Source organism: Meiothermus sp. QL-1 (assembly GCF_003351145.1).
Lineage (GTDB): Bacteria > Deinococcota > Deinococci > Deinococcales > Thermaceae > Meiothermus.
The window spans coordinates 42166-68014 of record NZ_QQSV01000011.1 but is presented as its reverse complement, the minus strand read 5'-3'; the positions used below and the strand labels follow the sequence as shown (position 1 = coordinate 68014).

Annotated in this window: 27 protein-coding genes, 1 tRNA gene, 2 pseudogenes and 1 CRISPR repeat array; of the genes and pseudogenes, 21 read left to right on the top strand and 9 right to left on the bottom strand. The window is 64.9% G+C overall.

Features of this window, described 5'->3' with window-relative positions; all coding sequences use genetic code 11:
* The first annotated feature begins 59 nt into the window (after window positions 1-59).
* The 4 genes from DV704_RS10665 to DV704_RS10650 are packed head-to-tail and all read left to right on the top strand — an operon-like array spanning window position 60 to window position 2539.
* The gene (locus tag DV704_RS10665; RefSeq protein WP_114799562.1) at window positions 60-485 is read left to right on the top strand and encodes a hypothetical protein; all 426 of its coding nucleotides are present in this window, start codon (window positions 60-62) and stop codon (window positions 483-485) included.
* The gene (locus DV704_RS10660; protein ID WP_114799561.1) at window positions 482-676 is read left to right on the top strand and encodes a hypothetical protein; all 195 of its coding nucleotides are present in this window, start codon (window positions 482-484) and stop codon (window positions 674-676) included. Before DV704_RS10665 ends, DV704_RS10660 begins: the two co-directional genes overlap by 4 nt.
* A 39-nt stretch (window positions 677-715) precedes the next feature.
* Window positions 716-1852, top strand: coding sequence for an ABC transporter permease (locus tag DV704_RS10655; protein WP_114799560.1), 1137 nt, complete (start codon window positions 716-718; stop codon window positions 1850-1852).
* Entirely contained in the window at window positions 1853-2539 is a 687-nt protein-coding gene (locus DV704_RS10650) for an ABC transporter ATP-binding protein (protein ID WP_114799559.1), read from the top strand.
* Here DV704_RS10650 and DV704_RS10645 read toward each other — a convergent pair.
* Both DV704_RS10645 and DV704_RS10640 read right to left on the bottom strand, forming a co-directional pair.
* On the bottom strand, window positions 2536-3714 hold the full coding sequence (locus DV704_RS10645) for an RtcB family protein (RefSeq protein WP_114799558.1): 1179 nt from the start codon (window positions 3712-3714) through the stop codon (window positions 2536-2538). The genes DV704_RS10650 and DV704_RS10645 overlap by 4 nt on opposite strands.
* A 50-nt stretch (window positions 3715-3764) precedes the next feature.
* Window positions 3765-3851: transfer RNA gene (locus tag DV704_RS10640), tRNA-Leu, on the bottom strand.
* Between the two features lie 124 nt (window positions 3852-3975).
* On the opposite strand from DV704_RS10640, the gene cas10 reads away from it, so the two are divergent.
* The 17 genes and pseudogenes from cas10 to DV704_RS10550 all read left to right on the top strand — a co-directional run bounded on the left by cas10 (window position 3976) and on the right by DV704_RS10550 (window position 19624).
* Window positions 3976-6390: a type III-A CRISPR-associated protein Cas10/Csm1 gene (gene cas10, locus DV704_RS10635; RefSeq protein ID WP_114799557.1), complete on the top strand. Its 2415-nt coding sequence runs from the start codon at window positions 3976-3978 to the stop codon at window positions 6388-6390.
* A 9-nt stretch (window positions 6391-6399) separates the two neighbouring features.
* Complete coding sequence (csm2, locus tag DV704_RS10630) at window positions 6400-6873, top strand: type III-A CRISPR-associated protein Csm2 (RefSeq protein WP_114799556.1); 474 nt, start codon at window positions 6400-6402, stop codon at window positions 6871-6873.
* Window positions 6874-7551: a type III-A CRISPR-associated RAMP protein Csm3 gene (gene csm3 / locus DV704_RS10625; protein WP_114799555.1), complete on the top strand. Its 678-nt coding sequence runs from the start codon at window positions 6874-6876 to the stop codon at window positions 7549-7551. It begins immediately after the preceding gene.
* Window positions 7548-8471: an RAMP superfamily CRISPR-associated protein gene (locus DV704_RS10620; RefSeq protein WP_114799554.1), complete on the top strand. Its 924-nt coding sequence runs from the start codon at window positions 7548-7550 to the stop codon at window positions 8469-8471. The genes csm3 and DV704_RS10620 overlap by 4 nt, the downstream gene beginning before the upstream one ends.
* Entirely contained in the window at window positions 8468-9598 is a 1131-nt protein-coding gene (gene csm5, locus DV704_RS10615) for a type III-A CRISPR-associated RAMP protein Csm5 (RefSeq protein ID WP_114799553.1), read from the top strand. The genes DV704_RS10620 and csm5 overlap by 4 nt, the downstream gene beginning before the upstream one ends.
* 220 nt (window positions 9599-9818) lie before the next feature.
* A pseudogene (locus tag DV704_RS10605) lies at window positions 9819-10151 on the top strand (type II toxin-antitoxin system VapC family toxin); the annotation flags it as partial.
* Window positions 10148-10951: a CRISPR-associated endoribonuclease Cas6 gene (gene cas6 / locus DV704_RS10600; RefSeq protein WP_114799552.1), complete on the top strand. Its 804-nt coding sequence runs from the start codon at window positions 10148-10150 to the stop codon at window positions 10949-10951. The pseudogene DV704_RS10605 and the gene cas6, both read left to right, overlap by 4 nt.
* Window positions 10890-12287, top strand: coding sequence for a TIGR02710 family CRISPR-associated CARF protein (locus DV704_RS10595; RefSeq protein ID WP_114799551.1), 1398 nt, complete (start codon window positions 10890-10892; stop codon window positions 12285-12287). The genes cas6 and DV704_RS10595 overlap by 62 nt, the downstream gene beginning before the upstream one ends.
* Before the next feature lie 20 nt (window positions 12288-12307).
* Window positions 12308-13279 (top strand): CRISPR-associated endonuclease Cas1, encoded by a 972-nt coding sequence (gene cas1, locus DV704_RS10590; RefSeq protein WP_114799550.1) that lies wholly within the window; start codon window positions 12308-12310, stop codon window positions 13277-13279.
* A gap of 1 nt (window position 13280) precedes the next feature.
* The gene (gene cas2 / locus DV704_RS10585; protein ID WP_114799549.1) at window positions 13281-13556 is read left to right on the top strand and encodes a CRISPR-associated endonuclease Cas2; all 276 of its coding nucleotides are present in this window, start codon (window positions 13281-13283) and stop codon (window positions 13554-13556) included.
* A 381-nt stretch (window positions 13557-13937) separates the two neighbouring features.
* A CRISPR array of direct repeats spans window positions 13938-14266; the repeat unit is 35 nt; unit sequence GTTGCAAACAAATAGCCCCGCAAGGGGATTGCAAC.
* 289 nt (window positions 14267-14555) lie between these two features.
* Entirely contained in the window at window positions 14556-15785 is a 1230-nt protein-coding gene (locus tag DV704_RS10580) for a TIGR02710 family CRISPR-associated CARF protein (protein ID WP_114799548.1), read from the top strand.
* Between the two features lie 39 nt (window positions 15786-15824).
* Complete coding sequence (locus DV704_RS10575; protein WP_114799547.1) at window positions 15825-16589, top strand: ABC transporter ATP-binding protein; 765 nt, start codon at window positions 15825-15827, stop codon at window positions 16587-16589.
* Between the two features lies 1 nt (window position 16590).
* Window positions 16591-17127 (top strand): histidine phosphatase family protein, encoded by a 537-nt coding sequence (locus DV704_RS10570; RefSeq protein ID WP_114799546.1) that lies wholly within the window; start codon window positions 16591-16593, stop codon window positions 17125-17127.
* Window positions 17128-17628, top strand: a complete 501-nt coding sequence (cobU, locus tag DV704_RS10565) for a bifunctional adenosylcobinamide kinase/adenosylcobinamide-phosphate guanylyltransferase (RefSeq protein ID WP_114799545.1) — start codon at window positions 17128-17130, stop codon at window positions 17626-17628.
* Window positions 17629-17635: 7 nt separating this feature from the next.
* Window positions 17636-18682, top strand: coding sequence for a nicotinate-nucleotide--dimethylbenzimidazole phosphoribosyltransferase (gene cobT, locus DV704_RS10560; RefSeq protein WP_114799587.1), 1047 nt, complete (start codon window positions 17636-17638; stop codon window positions 18680-18682).
* Between the two features lie 3 nt (window positions 18683-18685).
* Complete coding sequence (locus DV704_RS10555; protein WP_114799544.1) at window positions 18686-18907, top strand: DUF5522 domain-containing protein; 222 nt, start codon at window positions 18686-18688, stop codon at window positions 18905-18907.
* A gap of 9 nt (window positions 18908-18916) precedes the next feature.
* Window positions 18917-19624: an adenosylcobinamide-GDP ribazoletransferase gene (locus DV704_RS10550; RefSeq protein ID WP_114799543.1), complete on the top strand. Its 708-nt coding sequence runs from the start codon at window positions 18917-18919 to the stop codon at window positions 19622-19624.
* Here the strand turns inward: DV704_RS10550 and DV704_RS12500 are convergent.
* From DV704_RS12500 to DV704_RS10510, 7 genes and pseudogenes are all read right to left on the bottom strand, one after another.
* Window positions 19539-20906, bottom strand: a pseudogene (locus DV704_RS12500) (flavin monoamine oxidase family protein). The gene DV704_RS10550 and the pseudogene DV704_RS12500 overlap by 86 nt on opposite strands.
* A gap of 234 nt (window positions 20907-21140) precedes the next feature.
* Window positions 21141-21635, bottom strand: coding sequence for a hypothetical protein (locus tag DV704_RS10535; RefSeq protein ID WP_114799540.1), 495 nt, complete (start codon window positions 21633-21635; stop codon window positions 21141-21143).
* Between the two features lie 57 nt (window positions 21636-21692).
* On the bottom strand, window positions 21693-22982 hold the full coding sequence (locus DV704_RS10530; protein WP_114799539.1) for a cytochrome bc complex cytochrome b subunit: 1290 nt from the start codon (window positions 22980-22982) through the stop codon (window positions 21693-21695).
* A gap of 9 nt (window positions 22983-22991) precedes the next feature.
* Window positions 22992-23624: a ubiquinol-cytochrome c reductase iron-sulfur subunit gene (locus DV704_RS10525; RefSeq protein ID WP_114799538.1), complete on the bottom strand. Its 633-nt coding sequence runs from the start codon at window positions 23622-23624 to the stop codon at window positions 22992-22994.
* Between the two features lie 12 nt (window positions 23625-23636).
* Window positions 23637-24128, bottom strand: coding sequence for a cytochrome C (locus DV704_RS10520; protein WP_114799537.1), 492 nt, complete (start codon window positions 24126-24128; stop codon window positions 23637-23639).
* A gap of 9 nt (window positions 24129-24137) precedes the next feature.
* Window positions 24138-24893 carry a cytochrome c gene (locus tag DV704_RS10515; RefSeq protein WP_114799536.1) on the bottom strand — a complete coding sequence of 252 codons (756 nt, stop codon included), beginning with the start codon at window positions 24891-24893 and terminating at the stop codon, window positions 24138-24140.
* Window positions 24894-25062: 169 nt separating this feature from the next.
* Window positions 25063-25824 (bottom strand): sugar phosphate isomerase/epimerase, encoded by a 762-nt coding sequence (locus DV704_RS10510; RefSeq protein ID WP_114799535.1) that lies wholly within the window; start codon window positions 25822-25824, stop codon window positions 25063-25065.
* Window positions 25825-25849: the final 25 nt, after the last annotated feature.

Below are 25849 nucleotides of genomic sequence, written 5' to 3'. Positions count from 1 at the left end.
CCCCGGGGAGCAAACGCCCTTGACGGGAGAGCGTTGCCCGGCCCAGACTGGAGGCGGCGGTGACCCCAGAGATGCTCGAGTTCCTCCGGGTGCTGGATAGGCACGGGGCCCGCTACATGGTCATCGGGGGTTACGCGGTGGCCTTCCACAGCACGCCCAGGCACACCAAGGACCTCGATCTTTGGGTAGACCCCCTAGAGGCAGGGCGGTTGCTGGAGGCTATAAAGGATTTTTTCGGCGGCGACGACCTTGGGCTGAGCTTGGAGGACCTGAGCACGCCCGGGGTGGTGCAGCTTGGTTACGCGCCCAATCGGATAGACCTGGTGCTCATGCCCGGCCACGACTTCGACCGCGCCTACCAGCAGAGCCAGTGTTTTTCTGTGGAGGGGCAGTGGGTTCGCGTGGCGAGCCGGGAGACCCTCGTCGAGCTCAAGCGGGCCTTCGGCCGGCCCATAGACCTTAAGGACATTGAGGAGCTGCTGTGAAGCCCATAGCCCGCAAGTTTCGCTTCGGGGAGGTTCCGCCAGAGCAGGAGGCCTGGCGGGGGCTGAGCCCTGAGGAGCGCGTTCGTGCTGTGCGCGAGATGGTCTTGTTCTGGGCCCGGCTCAAGGGCCAGTCGGTGGCCGGCATCGCCCCGGTGGCCCGCCGGCGCGCCTGGGGGGAGCCTGGGGGCTAGGCCTAAGTTTTTGGCAGGGGAGGCCTTATCCTGGGGGGCGTGGAAGTACTGGCCTTGGTTTACCGCAACCTTAGGGCCCGGCCCCTGCGCAGTTTGCTCACGCTTTTGGGAATCGTGGTCTCTACGGCCTCCATGGTGCTTTTCCTCTCCTTCGGTGAGGGGCTGCGCCGGGCGCTGGGGGCCGAACTCGCCAGCGTGGGGCCGGCCATCATGGTGGTGCCGGAGGGGGTCCAGGCCTTCAGCCCGGGCTATCCGGAGCTGCGCCCCGAGACGCTGGAGGCCATCCAGGCGGCGGCCAGCGGCCTGGGGATTACCCAGGTGATTCCCACCGCGGTTTTCGCGCGTGGAGGCTTCGACCCAGCCAGCAGCTTCATCTTCCAGGGCCTGCCTCCGGGGGTGAGCGTTCAGGTCCTCTACCCCAACGCGCGGGCCGCCGAGGGCATCCTGGACCCCAGCGCTGGGGCGGTGGTGGGGGCGGGGGTGGCCCAGCGAAACAACCTGGGGTTGGGCAGGATCCTGCGGCTTTCTCCGCAGGTCTCCTTGGAGGTGGTGGGGGTGCTCGAGCGCACCGGCGGCATCACCGACAGCTTCATCTACGTGCCCATCTCGGCCATTCACACCGTGCTCGGCACCCAAAACTACAGCTCCATCCTGGTGGCCATAGAGCCGGGGCGCCAGGCCGAGGCGGTGGCCCAGGCCCTGAAGGCCCGGGTGCCGGGCATCGACGCCCAGACCACCGGCGATGTGATGCGCTTTGCCGAGCGGGCGGTGCGCATCTCCGACCTGGTGCGCTTCGGCATCAGCCTGGTGGCTTTGGTGGTGGGGGGGTTGCTGGTGGCCAACACGGTGATGATGTCGGTCTACGAGCGAATCCGCGAGTTCGGCTTGATGCGCGCTCTGGGGGCCCGGCGGGGCTTCATCTTCGGGCTGGTGCTGCTGGAGGCGCTGGCCCTGGGGCTTTTGGGTGGTTTTCTGGGGCTTGCGCTGGGCCAGGGGGCCTCGAGCCTGGTCAACTGGTTTACCGTGCGCGAGGTGGGCCTGGCCCTCTCGGCGGTCACCTTCCGCCTGGCCTTGTTTGCCCTTCTGGTGGCGGTGGTCCTGGGCCTTTTGGCGGGCTTCCTGCCGGCCCGCACGGCGAGCCGAATCCGCATCGTGGAGGCTTTGGGGAGGGTGTAGGTGCTGGAGGCCTGCGATCTTCACAAGCGCTACCGGCAGGGCGAGCTCGAGGTGGTGGCGCTGGAGCACTTCTCCTTCGCATTCCCCCCGGGGCTCACCGCCATCGTGGGCCCCTCGGGCTCGGGCAAGACCACCCTTTTGAACCTTCTGGCCGGCTTTGACGTGCCCACCAGGGGCCAGGTTCGCCTGGAGGGCCGGGCTTTCTCGAGCCTCTCCGAGGATGCTCGGGCCGGGCTGCGCCTGCGCCACATGGGCTTCGTCTTCCAGCAGTGGAACCTGGTTCCCACCCTCACCGCCCTGGAGAACGTGGCCTTCCCCCTGATGCTGGCCGGGGTGGGCCTGAGGGCCCGCACAGCCCGGGCGCTGGCGCTTCTAGAGGCGGTGGGCCTGGAGCAGCGGGCCCAGCACCTGCCGAGCCGGCTTTCTGGGGGGGAGCAGCAGCGGGTGGCCATTGCCCGGGCTTTGGCCCTTGACCCGCCCATCCTCTTCGCCGACGAGCCCACCGGCAACCTGGACTCCCTCTCGGGGGCGCGGGTGGTGGAGCTTTTGCTGGCCCAGGCCCGGGCGGGCCGCACGGTGATTCTGGTCACGCACGACCTCGAGCTGGCCCGCAAGGCCGAGCGCATCCTGCACCTGCGCGACGGCCGGCTGGCTCGGGTGGAGGGCTTGGCCCAGCCGGTGCGCTAGTCTTTGTAGGGGTCGAACTCCCCCTCGCCTGCCATCACCACCACCAGCGGTCTCAGCACGTGCAGCACCTCGACGGTGGGGCCCTGGGCTTTTAGCACCTCGGAAAGCCGCCGGTAGACCTGGGGGCTCTCGTCCACGTCCCCCCCGCGCAGGACCACCCCCTTGCGCTTCAGCCAGGCCTGCATCTCTGTGCGGCTCACCCGGCCGGGCTCCCGCCGCCTGCCCAGGGCAGCCCGCCGGCTCATCACCCGCCCGGCTCCATGGACCGTGCTGTAGAGCGCGGCCTCCTGCAGGGGCCGGGCCTCGGGATTGGTGGAACCCTGGAGGATGACCGCATCATCGCCCATGCTGCCCCCCACAAAGCCCTTCTGGCCCGGGAAGGCCGGCGTGGCCCCCTTGCGCACCACCACCAGCGTCTCACCCCCGTGGACCTCCTTCCAGGCGAAGTTGTGGTGGTTGTGCACCAGCTCCAGCTCTTTTCCTCCCAGAATCTCCACCACCTTGCGGGCCACCCACTCCCGCCCCACATAGGCGTAGCGCCCGGCCAGCTCCATGGCGGCCCAGTAGGCCTGGCCCAGGGGGCTTTTCAGCTCCAGCAAAGCCTCGAACTCCTTCACCCGGCTGCCCCAGGGCTGGTCTCTGGCCAGGGCCAGGAAGCCGCTGGCAATGGTGTGGCCCAGTCCCCGGCTGCCAAAGTGCACGCCCACCCATATGCGCCCCTCTTCATCGGCAAACACATCCACGTAGTGGTTGCCCCCGCCCACGGTGCCGAGCTGGGCGCGGGCCTTTTCCCGAAGCGCCTCGCGGTGGGCCTTGGGGATGGCCTCCCAGGCAGGGTCCTCAAAAAGCGGGTGGTTCACCGGGGCATCGTCGGCCCGGTTGGTGCGCCCCAGGCCGAAGGAGATGGTGCCGGCAATCTCATCGGCTGCTTCTTCCAGGCGGCCTTCCAGGTGTTCTAAACGCAAATCGGTGCGGATGGCCGCGTTGCCGCAGGCGATGTCGAAGCCCACCCCGGCCACCGAGACCTGCTCCCGGTAGGCCGCCACCCCGCCGATGGGCATGATGTAGCCCAGGTGCCCGTCGGCCATCAGGGCTGCCCGTACCGCTCGGGAGGCCACGTCCCGAAGCTGGGCCAGGGTGTTTTCATCGTGTTGACCAAAGATGTGATACTTCATGGCAAGACGCCCCCACCCTTTTTGGGTGGGGCTGGTCTGGGCTGTTTCGCTGGTGCCGGGAGCGGGACTTGAACCCGCATGAGCTTGCGCTCGCTACCCCCTCAAGATAGTGTGTCTACCAGTTCCACCATCCCGGCAGGCAAAGACCAGATTAGTGGGGCCAGGTTCGCTTGTCAAGAATGGGACCCGGCGAATTGTGCCCTGCTCCCTAGGTACAGAAAGCACAGCCCGGGCCGGAAATGTGTAGTAGGCTTTCAATGCATGCAGTCTTTCACTCCGCTAAAAGCCGCGCTGGCAGGGCTCTTGCACGACCTGGGCAAGCTCTACCAGCGGGCCTACTGGGGCAGGCCGCCGGAGGGGGTTTCCGACTGGAGCCACCCGGCCTATACCGCGTGGGCGGTCCTGAGGTGGCGGGAATGGTTTCCTGATGCAGAAGAACTGGCTCGAGCCGCTGCTCGCCACCACGAGGGCTGGCACACCAAGCCTGAGTGGCAGCCCAAAAGCCCTGCCGAGTGGTGCGTGGCCTTGGCCGACACCTATGCCTCGAGTGAACGCAAGGAGGTGGACGAAAAAAGCGGTCGTGCGCCGGAGACCCCGCTCAAGTCGGTGCTGGCGAATCTAAGGGTGCAGGGGGTTTATGGCGAGAAGGATTGGGGCTACAGCATGGTGCGGGCCGGCCAGGAGGTGGGCCAGAAGCCGGGTGAAGCCTACCCGGAAGCCAGGCCTAACGTTTCGCAGGATACCTACTGGCGCATAGTCGAGCGGCTGGATGCCCGCTTGGATGAGCTGGCCCGCTTTAAACCAAGCGGCGAGATTCTGCTTTCAAACCTTCTGGGCATCTTTCAGGAGCTTTTGTGGAACGTGCCCTCGGACACCCAGGGCGAGCCCGACGTTTCGCTGTTCGACCACCTGCGCCTGACCGGCGCTATTGCGGCGGCGCTGTGGGCCTACCACGGCACCGCCCCAACCGTAGAGGCTCTCAGGGACGAGGCACCCGAGAAGTTCCTTCTGGTGTTGGGCGATCTGGGTGGTATCCAGGGCCACATCTACCGCATTCAGGGGGCCCAGACCGGGGTGGGGGGGCTGGCCAAGCGCTTGCGGGCGCGGAGTCTAGAGGTTTCGCTGGCTGCTGAGGCCATGGGCCTCGATCTACTCCGGCGCACCGGTTTCACCCCCTTGCAGCGCATCATGAGCGCGGGGGGGAAGTTCTACCTGCTGTTGCCCAACACCGAGGCCGTGAAGCGAGCTTTGGAGGAAGTGCGGAAAGAGTGGGAAACCTGGGCGCTGGAGCAGGGCGCAACGCTGCTGCCCTTCCTGGCAGAGCATGCTTTTGCCCCTGCTGGCTTCAAAGCTTTTAGCAAGGAGCTTCAGCAAGCGCACCGCAAGCTAGCTTTGGCCAAGCTGAGGCCGCTCTCGAGCCGGTTGGATAAGCCCTACCTGAACCCCACGAACGTCAGCCTGCGGCCTTGTGCGGCTTGCGGGGTGCGCCCGGCCAAGTCGGCCAGCGATGCGCTTTGCTGCGGGTGCGAGCGGGACGCTCACCTAGGCCGCCTCATTCCCAAGCGGCAAGAGGTGGGGTTCTTCAAGGACAACCCCCCCAAGCCACACTATCGCTTTCCGGGTTGGTCGGTGGCTTTAAAGCCGTCCAAACACTACACCCTGCGCACCCGCCTCGACTTTGCTCCGGCGGCTTATCCCTGGGAACCGCGCTTGCTGGCGGGGCACATCCCCACCCTGCGGGATGCCCTAAAACTAGGGAATTGGCGTGACCTGAGTGAGTACCAGGACTGGGCCAGGAAGCAAGGGCTTTGGGAGGAGGAGGAAGGCGGGCGGGAGGAAGACGACCCCCTTACCCTGGCCGAGCTGGCCGAGTTTTCCACCGGGGCTAAGTATTTGGGGGCCCTGATGCTCGATGCCGACCGGATGGGCGAGGCTTTTGCCACCGGCTTTGTGAACGAAAAAGGCCAGGATCACAGCAGCCCCAGCCGCATCGCCAGCCTGTCGCGGATGCTCGAGCTGTTCTTTGCTGGAGAAGTGCTCGAGCTAATCCGCAATCCTGAAACCTACGCCGAGCGTCTGGGCTGGGATGAGCTAAAAGCCAGAGAAAAAGCCCGTCGCTACCCCCTCATCTACTCGGTGTACGCTGGAGGCGACGACCTCTTTCTGCTGGGGCCCTGGGACGTGCTTTTGGAGTTTGCCCTCGACCTGGAGGCCCTCTACCGGCAGTTCACCCAGCACAACAACCTCACCCTCTCGGGCGGATTTGTGTTGGTGAACCCCTCGCTGCCCATTCCCCTGCTGGCCGAGGCGGTACAGGAGGCTGAAAAACAGGCCAAAAAAGATGGGCGCAACCGGCTGCACCTCTTTGGACAGAGCGTGCCCTGGAATGAGTTGCGTGGCCTGGTGCGTTGGGTGCAGGATTTCCAACGCCATCTGAACGCCGAGAGCAAGCTGGGCCTGAGCAGTGCCCTGGCCTACCGCCTGCTCAGGCTGTGGAAGCAGCACAAGCAAGGCGACCCGGCCCAGCAGATGCGCTACAAGCCCCTCTTGGCCTACACTCTGCGCGAGCGAAACGAGGAAATTCGGCAACACTACTTACAGTTGAGCAACCACACAGACCCTGCCTGGAAACACTTACCGGTTTGGCTGCAGTGGGGGTTGTACCTGGAGCGATAAGGAGGAGGCATGGAGTTCTTTGAAAACTTGGAGCGAGGCGTTTATAGAAAGGGCCTTTTTGACGAGGAGGCCGAGCGTTGGGCGCAGGAGCTGAGGAACGAGGGCCAGGGCCAGGACAAGCTCAAGTCGAGCCAGTTCCGCAACTACTTTCACGAGTTCCGCAGGCTCGAGGACACCTTCGACCGCTACAAGCGCGAGGCTGGGGGCGATGAGGCGCTGGCCTGGAGCCGGCTCACCTCCCAAATCGAGTTGCTGAGGGCAAAGCTGGCTTATGGGGGGCGCTCGAACGGTGGTCCTCTGAAAAAGTTGCATAAGTTTCGGGAGAAGATGGACGAACTCTTGTCGGATGCCAAGAAAAGCCCCAAGCACTTCGCCGCAGTCATGTTGTTTTTGGAGGCGGTGTTGGCCTACTTCTATGGCCTAGAAGGGAAGCGTGGGGGCGAGGCTCCCCGCAGCCCAGAGCCTCAGGGGAGGAGGTACTGAATGAAACTTCTTGGCTACAAACGCATTCACGGCATCATCCGGCTCAAAAGCGGGCTGCGGATTGGCATGAGCAAGGACCAGATGACCATTGGGGATGTAGACAACCCGGTCATTCGCAACCCCCTTACCGAAGAGCCTTACATTCCTGGCTCCTCTCTCAAGGGCAAGATGCGGTATTTGCTCGAGTGGTACCTCGGTGGCGATTACATCGCTCGTTCTACTGAGGAACACGTCTACGTGCCTGACGACCCTAACGACCCGGTGGGCCGCATCTTTGGGAGCGCTCCCAGCACCAAGGCCCAGCGCCGGATTGCTCAGCAGCGCGGCCCCACCCGCCTCCTGGTACGCGACGCCTACCTTACGCCCGAGTCCAAGCGGGCCCTCGAGGCCATGATCGCCCGCGGCGGCTACCTGACCGAGGTCAAGCAGGAGGTCTTCATCCCCCGCATTGGCGGGGATGCCAACCCCCGCACCGCCGAGCGTGTGCCCGCCGGGGCCAAGTTCGCCTTCGAGATGGTCTACCGGGTGATGGACACCGGCGACGATGGGAAAACTGACCAGGAAAACTTCAAGCACGTACAAAAGGCCCTGGAGCTCTTGCAACTGGATGGGCTGGGGGGCTACATCAGCCGGGGCTACGGGCAGGTAGAACTCGAATATCAGGTCGAGGACAGATGAAAGTCAGGGCCTTTCACCTGGCGTTGGGGAGCATCAGCGCTCCGCCGAGCGCCCCCACCCTTTGGGGCCACCTGGCCTGGTGGGTGCGGTACACCCAGGGGGAAGCAGCCTTGAAGGAGTGGCTCCTGGCCTTCCGGCAAGACCCGCCTTTCCTCATCTCCTCGGCTTTTCCAACGGGCTACCTGCCCCGCCCCCTGTTGCCGCCCGTGCAGGTGCAGGACACTGTAGAGCGCAAAAAGCTCAAGGGGTTGCGCTACTTAAGCCTGGAAACCTTCAAGAGGGTAGTTCAGGAAGGGGAAACGGCCTTGCGTGAGTCGCCTGAGCTAACCCAGGACAAAGCCCCTAGCATTAGCCTGGCCACCCAGACCCGCGTAGGCATCGCCCGCTCAACCGGCACCGCGCAGGAAGGCATCCTCTTCACCGACAGGGTTTACTGGTTGAACAACCGAAAAGGTGAGCAGACCTGGACGGTGTATGTCCATCTTCGCCAGGAGGCGGCGTATCTGGAAGAGGCTCTGCGGGACATCGGCACCTTTGGCTATGGGGGCAAGGCCAGCGTGGGCCTGGGGCGCTTTGAGGTGGTGGGTACCCAGGAGATGGACTTACCCGAGGCTCCAAAACCCACCCACTACGTCACCCTTTCCCCCACCCTGCCCCAGGGCGAGGGCTACTGGGCCCTGGAAACCTACTGGGGCCGCCTGGGGGGGCACTATGCCCTGGCCGAGACCCCCTTCAAGCGCCCCTACCTAAGGGCCAAGGAGGGCAGTGTGTTCAAGGAAAAGCCTGCTGGTGGGCTTCTGGATGTGACCCCCGAGCCGGCCCCGGAAGCCGGGGTGCAGGTGTGGGAGTACTTGTGGGCTTTCCCCCTTGGTGTACGGGTGACGCCCCATTCTGAGGGCAATTGGGGAGTGGGGGCATGAGCTTTTTGGAAAGTTATCGGCTGGTCATCGAGACCCTGGGGCCCATCCACGTGGGCACCGGTGAGGCTTTCCCGGCCTACAGCTACCTGCTGGACGAAAAAAACAAAGAGGCTCTGATTCTGGATGCTGGGCGGCTTCTGGAGCTACTTTCTCCAGAGCAGCAGCGGAACTACCTGCAAGCCGTGGCCCAGGGCCCCAAGCGGGCCCAGGAAAGCCTGCAATCCCTTTGGCGGAATGGTCTGGTAGACCCTACCCCGGCCCTGCTACGTCGCGTACCAGTGAGCGGGGCCTTTATCCAAACGGTTAATAGCGCTACCGATGCTGCAGGGCTGGAGTTTCGTCCCCTGCCTAGAAGTCCGTTGGGGGCTTACCTGCCGGGCTCGTCCATTAAGGGCGCTTTGCGTACTGCGTGGATGTTCAGGCGGATCCTGAAGCGGGGACAGGATATCGAGCACAAGGGGGGGTGGCGCTGGGGCCAGAAGGCACCTAAAGACGAATGGCCGCTTATCAAAACCCCAGAAAAAATCAACCCCAACACAGCCCAGGGTTTCGAAGCGCTGGTGTTGGACTACACCAGCGAGCGGGGTTTCAACCTGCACCGCGACCCTTTTCGCCAGGTGCGGGTGGGGGACACCGAGCCCAGCGAACACCTGCTCCTGAACCGGATAGGGGTTTTTCACCCAAAAGGAACCATGGACGGCACGGTACTGCTAGCCGAAACCTTCCGCAGCAAAACCCGGCTTCAGGCCGTGCTCCGTTTTCACACGGGACTTGCCAGGCAAAACCACAAAGACACCGTTTCGCACCCTATCTTGGCCCAAGACCTGGCGGATGCTTGCCGGGAGTACTACCAGGAGGTGGCGGCCCGGGAGGAGGAATTTGCAAAAGAACATGGCTTAAGTGCCGCTTTGCAAACCTACAAGGAACTCGAGCAACGCCTTCAGGCCGACCCCCAGGCCTTTCCCCTACGTATTGGCTTTGGTTCGGGCCGGATGTCCATCCGGCTGGCGTTGCTGCTCGAGGGTGAGGAGGGTCAGGAACCCAGAACCCGTAAAACCGCTGGCCACTCCAAACCCAAAGACGGCTTCCCGCTGGGCTGGGCCATTGCCAGGCTCGAGCCTTGCTGAAACCCTGCTTTTTTCAAGCCATACTGAATACATGGCCTTTTACATTCGCAGCGCCCCCGCAAGAAGAGTGTGTTGGAGTTTCTGGAGCGCGAAGTCTGGCCCAAACTGTCGCCCGAAAGCCCAGGTAAAGCGCTCACTGAGCCTGAGCAAGAAGCAGTACTGGGCTTTAATCCAGAGGGTTGCTGATGGTACTGGATAGCTCGGTCTTGTCTTTACCGAGCCGGGGCACCAAGAAACGCTTGAGCGCCTTCTTGGGGCCGAGGTGCACTTGGTGGGGGCCCCCGCGCTGGTTGAGGTGGGTATGGTGGTGAGCCGGTTAAAGCCTGATAGCCCGTGCCTGCTCAACGAACTTCTGCTGCGCCTCGAGGCCCGGGTGGTTCTCTTCGAGGCAAGCCACATATACGAAACTCTCTCGGCTTTCCGCCCCTGCGGCAAGGGCCGCTACCCAGCCGCCCTCAACTTTGGCGACTGCCTGAGCTACGCGGTGGCTAGGGTAAGCGCTCTGCCCCTGGCCTATGTGGGCGAGAATTTCGCTCGGACCGACCCAACATGATTCTGGCCGCCATCGTCCTCACCCTCGAAGGCCCCGCCCGCCCCGACCCCGACGGCTGGCGGGGGCTGGTCTATGGCCTCTTGAAGCAGATAGACCCCGAGCTGCACAACGCCCAGCCCAACCCCTTCAGCCTAGGCCTGGGGGGCCGGGAGGGAGTCTGGTGGGTGCGGGTTGGCCTGCTCCAGGAAGACCTTTACGCCCGGCTCTCGCCCCACCTGTTTGGGCTGTTGGGCCAGCAGGTGCGGCTCAAAGCACCCTTTTTGGTGAAGGCCGTGCTGCAGGAGGAGCACCCCTGGGCCGGGGTGAGCAGCTACCCAAGGCTCTTCCAGGGCCAGGCGGCCCCCAGCCTGGGCCTGCAGTTTGCCAGCCCCACCTTCTTCCGCCGCAAAGGGAACAGCTACCCCCTGCCCGAGCCCCGTTTGGTCTTTGAGTCGCTCACCCAGCGCTGGAACGCCTTTGCCCCGGTAAAGGTGCCGGAGGAGCTTGCCGAGAGCTGGGAGCGTATGACTATTGCCCGCTTCCAGGGCCAGACCCAGGCCATCCGGCCCAATGCCGACGAGCGCGGGGTGGGCTTTGTGGGGCGCGTGGTCTACCACCTGCCCGCCGCCACTGCTACCGAGGCACAGTGGATGCAGGCCTTAGGCCGGTTTGCTTTTTTTGCCGGGGTAGGGGCCAAAACCAGCCTGGGGTTTGGGCGGGTGCGGGGGTTTGATCCTATGCGCAAGGAGGAAGCTGCCGATGCAAGACCTGAAGCAGAAGATTCAGCAAGCCTGGCAGAACCTAAAGGCCCAGGAGCTTGAGGGCACCAAGGCCCAGGAGCTGTACAACCAAACCGTCTGGCCTCTTTTGCTCGAGCTATGGCGACAGGAGCCCCAGGTCTACCCCTTGCGGGAGACCTTCGAGGTCTCCATCCACACCCTGGGCACCAGCCCTGAGGCCACCACCCTGGCGGCTTTGGGGCTGGGGGCTTCCGAGGTGTACGTGCTGCACACGCCGGAGAGCAAGCGCTATCTGGCGCAGTTTCAGCGCGACCTGGGCCAGGAGGTCTACCCCATCGAGATTGACAAAAGCGACGTAACCCGGCTGTACCAGGCGGTGGGCGAGCAGGTGCGCAAGCACCCCGGCAAAAAGATTGCCCTCGACCTCACCAGCGGCACCAAGGCCATGAGCGCGGGGATGGCCGCGGCGGGCTACTTTCTGCAACGGGTATACCCCAGCCTGCGGGTGGCCTACGTGGACAACGACGCCTTTGACCCCATCTTGCGCAAGCCGGTGGCCGGCACCGAGAAGCTCATCCTGCTGCCCAACCCCCACGAGGTGCTGGGCGACCTCGACGAGCACCTGGCCCAGGAGCTTTATAGGGCTCGAGAGTTCGGTAAGGCTGCCGATAAGTTCAACGCGCTCAGACGAAAAACCGGCCAGGGCAGCTTTGAGGTGTATGCGGCCTTGTGCGAGATGTACCAGCGCTGGTATGCGCTGGACTTTGAGGGAGCCCAGGGCAACGCCGCCCGCCTTTTCGGCTTTTTGGGCCAGGACGCCTACCGCGCCCACCCGCTGGCCCGCCACGCCCAGCGCCTGAAGGAGCAAAAGGAGGGCCTCGAGGCCATCGTCCATCTGCTCAAATCGCAAAGTTTGGCCGATTCCAAAGGAGCCCTCTGGCTGGTGGCCACCCTGCTTCAACTGGGCGAGGAGCGCAAGGAGCGCCAGCCGGTTATAGCGGCTTTGTACTTTTATCGGGCCCTCGAGCTCATCCTGCAACACCGCCTGGCCGTGCGGGGCCGCAGCGACGACGACCCCAACCTGAGCCCCGAGGAGCAAGAGCATCTTCGGCACTCCTTAGCAAGCTGGCTGGGGCTGCCCCTAGAGAAGATTCGACCGGTGCAAAAGCTGGGGCTTTTGGAGGGTATTGCCTTATTGCGCTACCTGAGCGACCCGGCGCTAGAGCAGTTCTCCGAAGCCGACCTGCGCGGCTACCAGGGCATGCTGCAAAGCCGCAACAAGAGCCTTTTGATTCACGGTTTGGAGGTGAGCAAGAAAGGCGACCTAGAAAAGCTCCAGCAGCTTGGGCGCAAGCTTTACCAAAAAACGCGCGAGGAGGCCAGGGTCTTTCCGGCGGTGGAACCCATAGAAGTTTAGGTTTTGCAGCGGGACGCACCTTGACCCTCCACCTCACCGAGCAGTCCGCCACCCTTCGCCTGCGCCAGGGCCGGCTGCTGGTGGAGTTGGACGAACAAACCCTGGCCCAGCTCCCGGCCCGCAAGGTGCGGGGGGTGGTGGTCTGGGGCAACGTGCGCCTCACCACCCCGGCCCTGGGTTTTCTGCTGCGCCAGGGGGTGCCGGTGCTCTACGCCACCCTGGAGGGCCAGCTCTACGGCCAGGCCACCGCGCCCCAGGCCCTGGCCCCCGAGGTGCTGCGGGCCCAACTGGCGGCCCAGCAGAGCCCCTTACCCTTTGCCCAGGGCTTTGTGCAGGGCAAGCTGCGCTCCGGCCTGGTGGTGCTCGAGCGCCTGGCCCGTCAGGCGTCCGTTGAGCCGTTGGTTCGGGAGCTTCAGGCCGCACTCGAAGCCCTGCCCCAGGTGCCCCACCTGGAGGCCCTGCGGGGCGTGGAGGGCAACGCTGCCAGGGCCTACTTTGCCGGTCTGCAGGCGGTGCTCTCGCCCTACGGCTTTACCGGACGCAACCGCCGTCCCCCCACCGATGCGGTAAACGCGGCCCTCTCGTATGGCTACATGGTGCTCCTGGGCCGTACCCTGCTGGCTTTGCACCTGGCCGGGCTGCACCCCGAGCTGGGCCTGCTGCATGCCGAAGGAAGGCGTAACCCAGCTTTGGCCTTCGACCTGATGGAGGAGTTTCGGGTTCCGGTGGTAGACGCCGTGGTGCTGGGGGCTTTTTTGCGGGCCGAACTCAGCCCCGAGAGACACAGCGAGGCCCGGGGTGGTGGGGTGTACCTAAACGACGCCGGCCGCAAAACCCTCCTGCGCCTGTTGGAGGCCCGCTTTGCCCAGGAGGCCCAGCACCCCAAGGGCTTCCGCCAAACCTACCAGACCCTTCTGGAAACCCAGGCCGCCCGCCTCAAGGCCGCTCTGCTGGGCCGCGAGCTCTATACGCCCTTTTACCTATGGAGGTAAGATGCCCGCCGAACGCCTATACACCATTGCCTACGACATCCCCGACGATGGCCGCCGGGTAAAGGTGGCCAACACCCTCAAGAGCTTTGGCGAGCGGGTGCAGCTCTCGGTGTTCGAGTGTTGGCTGAGCCCCGCCCAGCTTGCCGAGCTGAAAAGGCTTTTGCGTAAGAAGGTGGACCTCACCCAGGACAGCGTCCGGATATACCCCGTTGGGGGTACGGTGGAGGTGCTGGGCACGGCCCGCCTGTCCGAGAACCCCGACTACCTGATTCTCTGAAGCCCGCGTTACACCCGGCGTTACTCTGCTTTTACGAGCTAAAAATACGATCGCGAAGGCACACGCTCTTCTGAAAAATGCCCCGAAGATACCGTTCCAAAGGCCATGGAAGCGCTTTTTTAGAGTGAACCATTATGTTTTGCGCAAAGTGCTATGCTGTAGTCGCCGGGGTTATCCGGCAGGTTCCTTGAAAACAGGTTTCTTCGATTCTTATCGCAACATGCGAATGCGAAAAATCTAAAAGCGCGACTTTGTAAGCATCCATCGTAAAAAACCGCGCTTTTTTTGGAGTTATCCACAGGTTGCCTGTGGATAACCAGCAGCTCTCATAAAACCCCCCTCTGGGGGTGCTGTACAGAACGGCATTTAACGGGGTATGCTGTTGCAAACAAATAGCCCCGCAAGGGGATTGCAACCCGCATGGCCCGGTCCAGCTTGCTCACCGTGTACTCCAGTTGCAAACAAATAGCCCCGCAAGGGGATTGCAACCTATGTAGGTTCCCAGAATGCCCGTTATCAGCGTAGCCCAAGTTGCAAACAAATAGCCCCGCAAGGGGATTGCAACCAGATGGTCTGGACAATGAGAAACTGCCCCGTGTTTAGTTGCAAACAAATAGCCCCGCAAGGGGATTGCAACTTGTTGTACGTCTTGTACTGTTCGCCGCTCACAATAGTGTTGCAAACAAATAGCCCCGCAAGGGGATTGCAGCAAACCCTTCCTTCACGCTGTAGGGGAAGGTGAGCCATACAGCCTGCTGAGAGCAAAACTTGCGATGTGGATGACCCTTACCAAAACCGCCCCATGCGGTAAGGGAGGAGCTTGTGGCACCTGGCCTGCCAAGCTGGGCATGTGAGCAAGGCAAAAGTCCAGTGTGGCCATGGGCTGGCCGGACAGACAAAGGAGCAGGGTGGTAGAGGCGATTGAACGTCTGTTGCCCAAGCGGAGGTTGGGGTTGTTTTTTTTGACTGTTGGGGCAGGTTTTTTGATATACCTTTGGCATGGAAACCCAGACCCACAAAGTGCTCATCCTGACCGTGGGCCAGACCATCGAGCCGCTAGAGTTTGCCCTGGCTGAACACGCGCCCCTTAGGGGCGTGATTTTTGTGGCGAGCCAGTCGAGCTACCCGGTGGCAGGTGATTTGCTTCGGCAGTACGGCGGGCAGTTCAGTCACCATACCCTGCTCATTGGCGACCACGAAGACCTGAACGAAGCCTACCGCAAGGGCCTCGAGGCCCTGCAAAAAGCCCTGGAGTGGGAGGCCCAGGTGGTGGTGGCCGACATTACCGGGGGCACCAAGACCATGGTGGCGGGCCTCACGCTGGCCCTGAGCGGAAAGGGCGTCACCTTTAGCTATGTGGGCGGCGCTCAGCGCGATGCCCAGGGCCGGGTGAAGAGCGGCTCCGAGCGGCTTAGGGTGCTGGAGGACCCCACCTACCGCTACGGCCTGCGCGAGTGGGAGGGCTTCCGACGGGCCTGGAACGGCTGCGACTACCGCGCCGCGCAGGACTTCCTGAGCGAGCTGCTGACCCGGCCCCTTACCCCTTCTGAGGAGCGCTTTTACACCCACCTCAAGGGCATTGCTGAGGCCATGCAGGCCTGGGATTTGTTCCGGCACAAGGAAGCCTGGCAGAAGCTGAAGGTGCACCTCGAGCCCGCCCTGAGCATCGCCGAGGCCTGGGGCCACGGGGCCAAGGTGCGGGTGCTGCAGGGGCTGCAGGAGGCTATGTCCCACCTGCGCCAGATTTTGGACAAGGAGGGGAAGCCTACCCGTGCCCTGCTAGCTGACCTGCTGGCCAACGCCGAGCGGCGGGCGGCGCGGGGGCGGTACGACGATGCCCTGGCCAGGCTTTACCGGGTCATTGAGCTGGCTGTGGAAGCCGATTTCTTCGAGGGTGTAGGTCTGCTGGTTTACGACCCCAAGACCTTTACGGAAGCATACAGCGACTTTGCAGTCTGGGCCGAGCGCTACAACAGGGCCTCGGGCCTGCGCGAAGCGCTGAGTGTGGCGGCAGGGTTGGACAGTGCTTTGGGTCGAAACGAAAGCCTGTCCCAGCGCCTTTATGCCGATTACACTGCCGGCGGAAAGCTGGGCGGTCTGGTAGCTCGGCGCAATGAGAGTATTCTGGCCCACGGGCATAGGCCGGTAGGTGAGGCCCACTACATCGAGCTGCGCGACTACCTGCAAGGTTTGGGCCTCGAGCCCGCCCCGGCCTGGCCCTCCTTCTAGGGCTTGCGGGCTGAGGTTTTGGGCGTAAGGATTATAGCAGTGGGAGGGCTCGAGGCCAGGCAGGTGGGCTTTGCCTACCGGGGCAAGGCAGTGGTGGAGAGCGTGTCCCTTGCGCTGCGCAGGGGAGAGTGGCTGGCGCTGCTTGGTCCCAACGGGGCGGGGAAGAGCACCCTGCTGCGCTTGATGGCGGGTTTGCTGCAGCCGCAGGTGGGGGAGGTCTGGCTCGAGGGGAGGAGGCTCGAGGCCTACAGTAGCTGGGAAAGGGGCCAGCGGATTGCCTTCCTGGCCCAGATGGGCCTGTACCCCGAGGACCTTACGGTAGAGGAGGTGGTTTACCTGGGCCGCACCCCGCACCTGGGGCTTCTGGGGCGGCCCGGGCCCGCCGATGCCGAGGCGGTGGCCTGGGCCATGCGGGCGACCGGGGTGGAAGCCTTCCGCCACCGCTGGCTGCCCACGCTCTCGGGCGGGGAACGGCAGCGGGTGCTCCTGGCCCGGGCGCTGGCGGCCCGGCCCAGTTTCCTGCTTCTGGACGAGCCTACCAACCACCTCGACCTGCACCACCAGGCCGAGTTTCTCGAGCTCCTCGCAGGCCTCAAACAGCAGGGGATGGGTATACTCACGGTGCTGCACGACCCCAACCTGGCCTGCTGGGCCGACCGGGTGGCCTTTTTGCAGGCAGGGCGGCTTTGGGCCTGGGGCCGACCAGAGGAGGTGCTGACCCAGGAGCTTCTGCAAAGAGCCTACGGGCCCCAGGTGCGGGTGTGCAGCCTGGAGGGCCGCCCGGTGGTGCTTCTGGGGAGGTAGGGTGGGCGAGGTCTGGCTGGTGCGACACGGGGAGACCCTCTGGAACGCGGAGGGGCGGCTTACGGGCTGGAGCGATGTGCCGCTTTCCCCAAAGGGCGAGGACCAGGCCCGGCGGCTTGGGGACTGGCTGCGGCGGGAGCGCTTCGAAGGGGTGCTGGCCTCGGACCTGAGGCGGGCGGTGGAGACCGCGCGCCTGGCCTATGCAGAGCCAGAGCTCCAGCTCGAGGCCTTGCGGGAAATCGACTTTGGGGAGTTGGATGGCCTTCCCTGGGCTGCGCTGCCCGAGGTGCACCGGCAGGCCCTGCTGGCCTTCGAGGGCTTCCAGGCCCCCGGGGGGGAGTCGGTGGAGGCTTTCCGCCGCCGGGTGTTTGGAGTGCTGGAGGGCTTGGGGGTGGGGCGCTACCTGGTCTTCACCCACGGGGGGGTGTTGCGGCTGGTGCTCAGGGCGCTGGGCCGGGACACCTTCTTGCCCCCCTGTGCAGTGGTAGGGGTGGACTGGCAGCAGCGGCGGCTTCTGTTTGTGCGGGAGGGGGGCTAGGTGCTGGTGCTGGTGACAGGGGGGGTCCGGGCGGGCAAGAGCCAGTTCGCCCAGGAGCTGGCCCAGCGGCTTGGAGGGGAGGAGGTGAGCTTTCTGGCCACCGCCGAGCCCCTGGACGAGGAGATGAGGGCCCGCATCGAGCAGCACCGCCGGGCGCGCCCCGGGGCCTGGGAGACCCTCGAGGTGCCCCTTTGGGTACCCGAGGCCCTGCGCCGGGCCCGCTTCGGGGTGGTGGTGCTGGACTGCCTGACGCTGTGGGTTTCCAACCTGATGCACCGCGAAGAAGCGGTGGAGCCCCAGGTAGAGGCCCTGCTGGCGGCCTGGCGCGAGAGCGGCAAGACCCTCGTGGTGGTCACCAACGAGGTGGGGATGGGCATTGTGCCCGAGAATCCTCTGGCCCGCCGCTACCGCGACGTGCTGGGCGCGGCCAACCGGCAGGTGGCCCGGGCAGCCCAGCAGGTCTATTTGCTGGTGGCGGGCCTGCCCTTGCAGCTCAAGTGAGGTGCGGATGGGAATAAGAGCGGTCTCGCAGGAATGGATCAAAAGGGCCCAGGCCCACCACGACCAGCTCACCAAACCCCAGGGGTCGCTGGGCTTTCTGGAAACGCTGGGCGTACGGCTTGCGGCCATCCAGCAGACCCTGAAGCCCAGCCTGGGGCCGGGGGCGGTGGTGGTGTGCGTGGCGGACCACGGGGTGGCAGCCGAGGGGGTCTCGGCCTACCCCGCGCGGGTGACCGCCCAGATGGTGCAGAACTTCGCCCGTGGGGGGGCTGCCATCAACCAGATGGCCCGGGCCTGCGGCGCTGAGGTCCTGGTGCTGGACGTGGGGGTGGCGGAGGAGGTGGAGGCCCCGGGGGTGCTCCGGCGCAGGGTGCGCCCTGGAAGCGGCAACATCGTTCGGGAGCCAGCCATGACCCGCACCGAGGCCCAGGCCGCGCTGGAGGCGGGTCGGGAAGCGGCCCGGATGGCCCTTCAGGCCGGGGCCACGCTGCTTGCGGCGGGAGATATGGGCATAGGCAACACCACGGCGGCCTCGGCCCTTACCGCAGCCCTGCTGGGCCTGCCGGCGGAGGCGGTGACCGGACGCGGTACGGGGGTGGACGAGGCGGGGTATGCGCGAAAGCTCGAGGCTGTCCGGACTGCCCTGGCCCGGGCCCAGGCCCGGCTGGGCGATCTGCAAAGGGCTGAGCCCCTGGCCCTCCTGGCCGAGCTGGGGGGGCTGGAGATAGCCGCTGTCGCCGGGGTGTTTCTGGCCGGGGCCGAGGCCGGGGTGCCTTTGGTGACCGACGGATTTCCGGTAACGGCGGGGGCATTGGTGGCCTGCCGGATGGAGCCCGGGGTGCAGGGCTACCTTTTCGCCGGCCACCGCTCGGTGGAGCCGGGGCATGCGCGGCAGCTCGAGGCCCTGGGCTTGAGGCCCATCCTCGAGCTCGATATGCGCCTGGGCGAGGGGACCGGGGCGGTGCTCAGCTTCCCCATTCTGCGGGCTGCGGCCCAGGTCATGGCCGGCATGGCCACCTTCGCCGAGGCGGGGGTTTCAGGACGGGAGGGGTGAGGGGTGTTGCGCGAGGGCGAGGACTACTACCTCGAGGGAGGGCTTTGGGTCTTCACCGAAAGCTACCACCTCAAGCGCGGCTACTGCTGCGGTTCGGGCTGCCGCCACTGCCCTTACCCCAAGGCGGTGCAGACCGAGGCCATCCGGCTCCGGCAGGCGGGCACGCCCATAAGGAGCCGGGCCGAGTTCGAGGCGCGTTTTGGTGCCCTTCTGCGCACCGGCTGAGGTGGGGTTGTGCGGTCTTTCTGGCTGGCGGTGGGCTTCCTCACCACCTTTCCCACCCCGCCTTTGGGGCCGGTGCGCCCGGAGGAGATGCGGGCGGCCTCGGCCTTCTATCCAGCGGCGGGCTACTTGATTGGGGCCGGGCTGGCCCTTCTAGCCTGGCTCACCGCCGCCCTGCCCGCAGGTCTGCAGGGGGCGCTGCTGCTGGCAGCCTGGCTGGCCTTTACCGGTATGCTCCACCTGGATGGGCTTCTAGATGCAGCGGACGCTCTTTTAGCCCCCAAGCCGCCGGCCGAGCGGCTGCGGGTGCTGGCCGATGTGCACCTGGGCAGCTTTGCTTTTGGGGTGGGCTTCGCGGTGCTCCTGCTCAAGTGGCAGCTGCTGGCGGCGTATGCCACGCCGTGGCTTCTTTTGTGCCTGCCAGCTATTGTGCGCTTTGCCCTGCTTTTGCCCATGAACCTCTTTCCGGCCGCCAAGCCTGAGGGCCTGGGGGCCAGAAGCCGGGAGGGGCGGGTGCTCCCGGCCTTTTTGCTGGCCCTCCCAGCTATACTGGCCTTCCCCTGGGTGGCCCTCGGGGTGGTGCTGGCGGTGCTGCTGCTGGCCCGCTGGGCCGCGGCGCGGCTTGGGGGCGGGCTTACGGGCGACGTATACGGGATGCTGGTGGAGCTTGGGGAGGTGGCGGGTCTGCTGGTGTATGGGTTGTGGACGGACCTCCTTTGAGCTGGGCTCGAGCCTGCCGGGAGGGGGGCCGGCCCAAAGGCAGCGGGAAGAGAGGCCTTTTCTGCAGAACCTCCCGCGCTGCTCTCAGTCCGCTGGCGTAGGCCCCGTGCACGGTAGCAGCCCAGGCGTTGGGCGCAGTGTGCTCCCCGGCGAAGAAGAGCCGGTCGCCCACCGGCTGGGCCAGCACCTGGCGTGCCTCGGCTGCCCCTACCCGGGCCAGGCTGTAGGCCCCCAGGATGTAGGGCTCATTCCGCCAGTGGACGAGCCGGGCCCGGCTCGGGGTCAGCCCGGGGCGGCCCAGGGCCTGCCGCAGGCTCTCCAGCGCGCTACCCAGGGCTTTCTCCTCGGGCAGGGCCAGGAGCTGGCGGGCCTTTTCCCCCGTGGCCAGCGCGGTCAGGACCTCGGCCGGGCCGTCCCGGCCGGAGCTCCACCACTCTTCGGGGTTGGCTCCCGGCAGATATAGTTCCACGACCCCCGGCGGAAGGACCGGCTCAGGAAAGTGGAAGAAGAGCTTGACCGCGTCGGTCAGGCCGAGCTGCTCCAAGGCCGCTTGCTTGGCCGCAGGAAGCTCGGGTACAAAGCATACCCCCCCGGCCTTGAGCACCCCCAGGGGCAGGGCCACCACGGCCTGGTCGGCCCGGTAGACCCCTGCGGCGGTGAAGGCCCGGACCCCCCAGGGGCCCCACTCGAGCCGCTCCACTGCTGCCCCGAGCCTTATGTCAAGCCCGGTTGCCAGTTTTATCGCTAGTCAATCGTAGCCGTCGAGGATGCGGTAGTCGCCTTCCTCGGCCGACCTGTCAAACAGGTACGCCAAAGCGGCCTTGGCGCTCAGGTACCTGGGGTCGTCGAAATCAGAGATGTACTCCTGCAGCTTGAAGGGCATCTGCAGCCGGTGGCGCGCTATGTACTCGGCCAGCGACTCGTCGTCTCTGGCCTCCGGCCAGTTGTGCAGGCGGATGTTGTTGTAGCCTTGCTGGAGCTCGCCCACCTCGGCGATGGTGCGTAGCTGGCCATCGGGCAAGCGCACCAGGGTGTCGTTTTGCTGGTTGTAGTAGACCGTGCGCAGCCCCAGCTTTTGGGCCAGGGCAAAGGTGGGAACCTGGCTGCTGTGGATGAATTCGGCCCCTAGCTCAATGGGCACGGAGGCAAAGCTGCGGTCGGTGTGGATGCGTCCTCCGACGCGGTGTTGGGCTTCGAGCACAGTGACCGTGTGGCCGGCTTGCTGCAGCTCGCGCGCCGCCGCCAGACCGGCGATGCCGGCGCCTATAACCAGGGTTTTCATACGAACAAACCTCTTACACTTTGCTTGACCTTTCTCCCGAGAATTGTTCTGGATGCTCGGGCATCACCCTGCCGACTTAGTCGCTCCACCCCGCGGTGGCATACCGCAAGGTGGGAGTTCGTCGAATTGCCTAAAAGCCGAGATGCCTTGTATACAAGGCGGTCTCCGCTGGGCGCTCACCTCCTTTCGGGCTGGGACCCCCTGTGGGGGCTTTACAGCCTACCTGAAAAGCCCTTAAGAAGCTGGAAATCCAGGCACAATTGGCGGGGGAGGGTAGCCCAGAAGGGCCAGCACCTGCCGGAGCCGCTCGGCTTCCTGGCTGAATCCCAGCCCCTTTCGCCGCAGGAGCCAGGTCCGGAGGGCGCGGGAGGGGGTCGCCCCGAAAAGCCCCGCCAGCGCCTCTACCCCCCTCATTTCGACCCCCCGCCCCTCCTCATTGTAGGAGCAGACCGGGCAGTTCAGGTACATGGGGTTGGAGTCGTAGTAAAAAATGAGCTCCCCCCGGTCAAAAGCCCACAGATGCAGGGCCTCCCCCAGGTCCACCCCTCCCAGAGCCCCGCAGGCTAGCTCCTTAGAGTAGGCCCCTAGCAGCTCAACGAACCGCGCCTCCGCGGGGTATGGGTTTTCGGGGGGAATCTCGAGGTTGGGGTAGATCCCCCAGCCCTGGCCCCAGGGCTGAAAGGGGCCCGGGGGGGGCTTGGGGGTCAGCAACAGAATGAAGGGGGGCATGCCCCCAGGATAACGAAAAAGACCCCCCGGCTCGAGGGGGTCTTCGGGCGGAGGGACCTAGTCGTCGGCGGCCGAGCCCTTGCGGCCCAGCTCAACGCGCGCCTCTCGATTCCAGTCCCTGCTGTAGATGGCCTTGATGAGCACGTAGCTCACGATGCCGGTCACAACCGGCACCACCAGCACCAGCACCCAAAGGACCTCGTTGGAGAGCTTGAGGTCTACCTTGTAACCGGCCAGGGTGCTCATCAGGTAGAACATCAGCATCCCAATGACGAAGCTGGTGCGGAAGGGGTGGCGGCTGGGGAGCTCGAGGTAGCGCTGCTTCTCCTTGGAGTAGTCCAGGAAGGGGATGGCCAGGGCCCCCAGGATAATCAGGGTGGGCACCAGGATGCCGCCCCAGAACTGTGGGCCGAAGGTGGCCCCCAGGAACTCAAAGCGCCAGCTTGCCGGAATAATCTGGAGAATCCCGTAGATCCAGAGGAAGTACCAGTCGGGCTTGACCGGCGGGGTGTTGGCGGTGGGGGGGCCGAAGGCCTGGACCGGGTGGGCCAGGAAGGCCCCAGCGATGAAGGTGGTGGCCCCCAGATAGATGAGGAACAGCACGCCCATCATGGCCATCTGCTGCGGGAAAAGCGGCACCCCCACGATCTTGCCCGGGGCCACCTTCTCCGCGTAGCGGGGCTGGGTGTGCTTCTGTTTGATCATGATGGTGAGGTGGAGGCCGATGAGCGCGATGAGGGTCAGGGGGAGCCAGAGGACGTGGATGGAGTAGAGCCGGGGTATGGTCTGGGTGTTGGTAGGGGAGAGCTCACCGGCGAAGAGGATTTCCGACAGGAGCTTGCCCACCCAGGGGGCTGCGGCCCCAATCTCATAGCCGATCTTGGTGGCGGTGAGGGCGTAGTTGTCGAAGGGCAGGGCATAGCCGGTAAAGGCGGTGACGATGGCCAGCACCAGCAGGAAGACCCCCACGATCCAGTTCAGCTCCCGGGGGTTCTTGTAGGCCCCGGTGAGGTGGATGCGCAGCATGTGCAGGAAGGCTGCGGCAATCATGATGTGGGCCGCCCAGTGGTGCAGTGAGCGAATCACCGCCCCAAAGGGCAGCGAATCGATGTAGAGGACGGAGTAGTAGGCCGCTGGGACCTCCTGCCCGTTGGAGAGGGGCCCCGAGACGGGGCGAATGGAGGGCTCGTAGTTGAGGGTCAGGAAAATACCGGTGAGCACCAGGGTGATGAAGGAGAAGAGGGTGATCTCGCCCAAAAAGAACGAGTGGTGTACCGGGAAGGCCTTGCGGAAAGCCTTGGCGTAAAGCTTTCCTATCCCCAAACGGTCGTCCAGCCACTGGTACATACTTCCTCCCTACACATCGGCGCCAGGCCTATCGGTGAACTCGCCCGCCACCACCACCTGGCCGCCCTCTACCTTGACGGGGAGCTGGGGCACCGGCTTGGGTACCGGACCCCCCACCACCCGGGCCTGGTCGTACACGTCGTAGAGCCCTCCGTGGCAGGGGCAGAGCCAGAGGTCGTTCTGCCACTGGCTTATAGTGCAGCCCAGGTGCTTGCAGACCGCCGAGTAGGCCAGCACCCCCTCGGGCGAGGCCAGCCTGCGGGTCTCGGGGCTCATGCGCTCCACCTCGGCCAGCATCACCATGATGGTGTTGGTGACCAGGTCCTTCTTGACCACGTTCTCAGGGCTCTTGGGAAAAGCGATGATGAAGGGGATGCGCTCGTTTCGAACCGCCCGCAGGTCGTCCAGGGTGATGGGTTGGTTGGTCTTGGGGCCGGTGGCGTGGACCAGCACATCCCCCACGGCCACCGGTTCCCTGCTGGGTACCTTTTCCACCCGGGGCACCAGCCCGGCCCCCACCCAAAGGGTAGAGAGCAGGGTGGCGCCGGCGCTCACCCCAATGGCGGCCTGCAGCACGGCCCGCCTCGTGGCATGGGCCTGGGGGTCTTCCTCGTGATGGGTTGCGGCGTGGTGTTCGGCCATGTGCGGTCTCCTTTACCAAGGGAAGTCGCCCTTTTCGTCTTCGGCCAGGACTTCTTCGTCCATGAAGTACTTCTTGTAAATAGCTATCAGGATGGCCAGGATGAACATCATGGCCCCGAAGACCCCTGCTTGCAGGGTGGTGGCGTTGTAGTAGCCGGTCTCGGGGTTGTTGGCGAAGATCAGGGCACGCACGAAGAAGCCCGAGAGCATGACCAGCAAAAGGGAGAGCACCACCCCCGCCACCATGGGCAGACTGCTGGGTTCGGGGCTGTGCTTGCCGGGCCGCAGCTCGGAGCCCTCGAGCCAGTTGCTGAGCAGGCCGATGAAGCCGTACACGAAGAGCACCAGGCCAAAGGCCATCAGCCCGATGTTGCCCACCGTGAGGTGGGGCACCACCCCGGCCTCGTGGACCACCCGGAAGCGGTCGTTCAAGTAGGCGGTCAGGAAGAGGGCCACTGCGAAGACCAGGGCGAAGTAGGGGACCACCGTGTCGTTGCGGTACATGCTCCCTCCCTAGCGGGCGGCTTTGATCTCGTCTGGGGTGACCCCGCCAAAGTTATTGCCCCAACTGTTCTTGATGTAGGTGGCGACGGCGGCCAGCTCTTCGTCCGAAAGCTGGGCAAAGCCCGGCATGTTCCCCTTGCCCTTGAGCAGGATGTTGATGGTGTAGGCCTTGTCGGCTACGTTTTTGCTGCCTGCAAGGGCAGGGAAAACACCTGGCATCCCCTGGCCGTTGGCCTGGTGGCATCCAGCACAGCTCATGCCGTACACTTGCTCACCCTTGGCCTTGAGGGCCGCATCCACCGGAGCGGCGGCGTGCTCGCTACCGTGGCCGCCCCCGTGGGCCTCGGCGGCTGCGGGGGGCCGGGCCACCTCCTCCAGGGTCTTGTTGGTCACCCCGGTGGCGGCGAAGAAGAGCCAGACCCCGCCCAGAATGACCGCGGTGGCGATGGCCGCACCCAGGCCAGGGAAGCGCTCGCGGGTGGGCTTGACCTCGGGGTCGGCCACCCGCAGGCTTACCTCCAGGGTGCCCGAGACCTCCTTGCCCTCCTCCAGGCCCTGCACCAGCACCCCTGGGGTGTTGGCCACCTTGAAGGGGATTTCCCGCACCTCCTTGGCGCCGTTGGTGTAGAAGGTGACCACCCGCAGTGTGTGGTCTCCGTCGGGAAGCTGGCGGGTGTCGTAGGTGAGCTTGAAGGGCGGCTCCTTGAGCACCTGCACGGGCTCGCTTGCGTTGTCTAGGTAAACCTCGATGCGTTCGATTGGCATTTACTTCCTCCCGGCCAGGCGACGCCTGGGCACCATGCCAAAGCCTACCAGAAAATTGCAGGGCCGCGCCCCTGGGGCAAATAATAGGGTTTTATGAAAAGGGCAAATGTCCCTGGCTGTGCTTGCAACAATCTAGGGTTGTAGCACGAAATTGTGATATGGATTCATTTCAGGAAACCCCTCTGAGGAGGGCCACGCTCTGGCGGATGCCCTCTATCCCGCCGGTGACCTCGAGCGCCACCGTTCCCTGAAAGCCTTCCAAAGCCCGGCGCACCCAGGCCCAGTCTACCTGGCCCCTCCCGCAGGGCAGGTGCTCGTCGCTGTGGCCGTGGTTGTCGTGGAGGTGCCAGTGTTGCAGGCGTTCTGCCAGCAGGGCGTGGTAGGTCCTGGGCCCCTGGGGGCCGAGCGCCACCTGGGCGTGGCCCACATCCAGGCAGAAACCGTAGCGGGGGTGGGCGTGCAGCAGCTCGCAAAGCTCGGCCGGGGTTTGCAGCAGGTCGCTGGGGTCCAGGCCCAGGTTTTCCAGGGCTACCGGTATGGAGAGCTCGAGCCGCCCAAGGGCTTCGTGCAAGAACTGCCAGGCCCGCTCTAAGGCCTCGGGGTGGCGCAAGGGCACGCTTCCGGTGTGCAGCACGCTGCAGAAGGCCCCAATCTGGGCACCAAACTCCAGAGCCCGCTGGGTGCGCTCAAAGGAAAGGTGGGCCACGGAGGGCACCAGCGAGGCCAGGTTCCAGTCCACAAAGGGAAGGTGCAGGGTAAAGCCCACCCCTGCGGCCCGGCCCATCTCGGCCAGGGTGTTGGCGCTGGGTAGGCGGGGGTCTATTTCGTGCTGGTCGTAGGCGATCTCGAGGAATAAGCCCAGCTCCCCGGCCAGCTCGAAGGCTTGGCGGTAGTCTAGGCCCGCTGTGAAGGGACTGAAGCCCAGTCGCATAACAGGGCGGATTATACGACCGAGG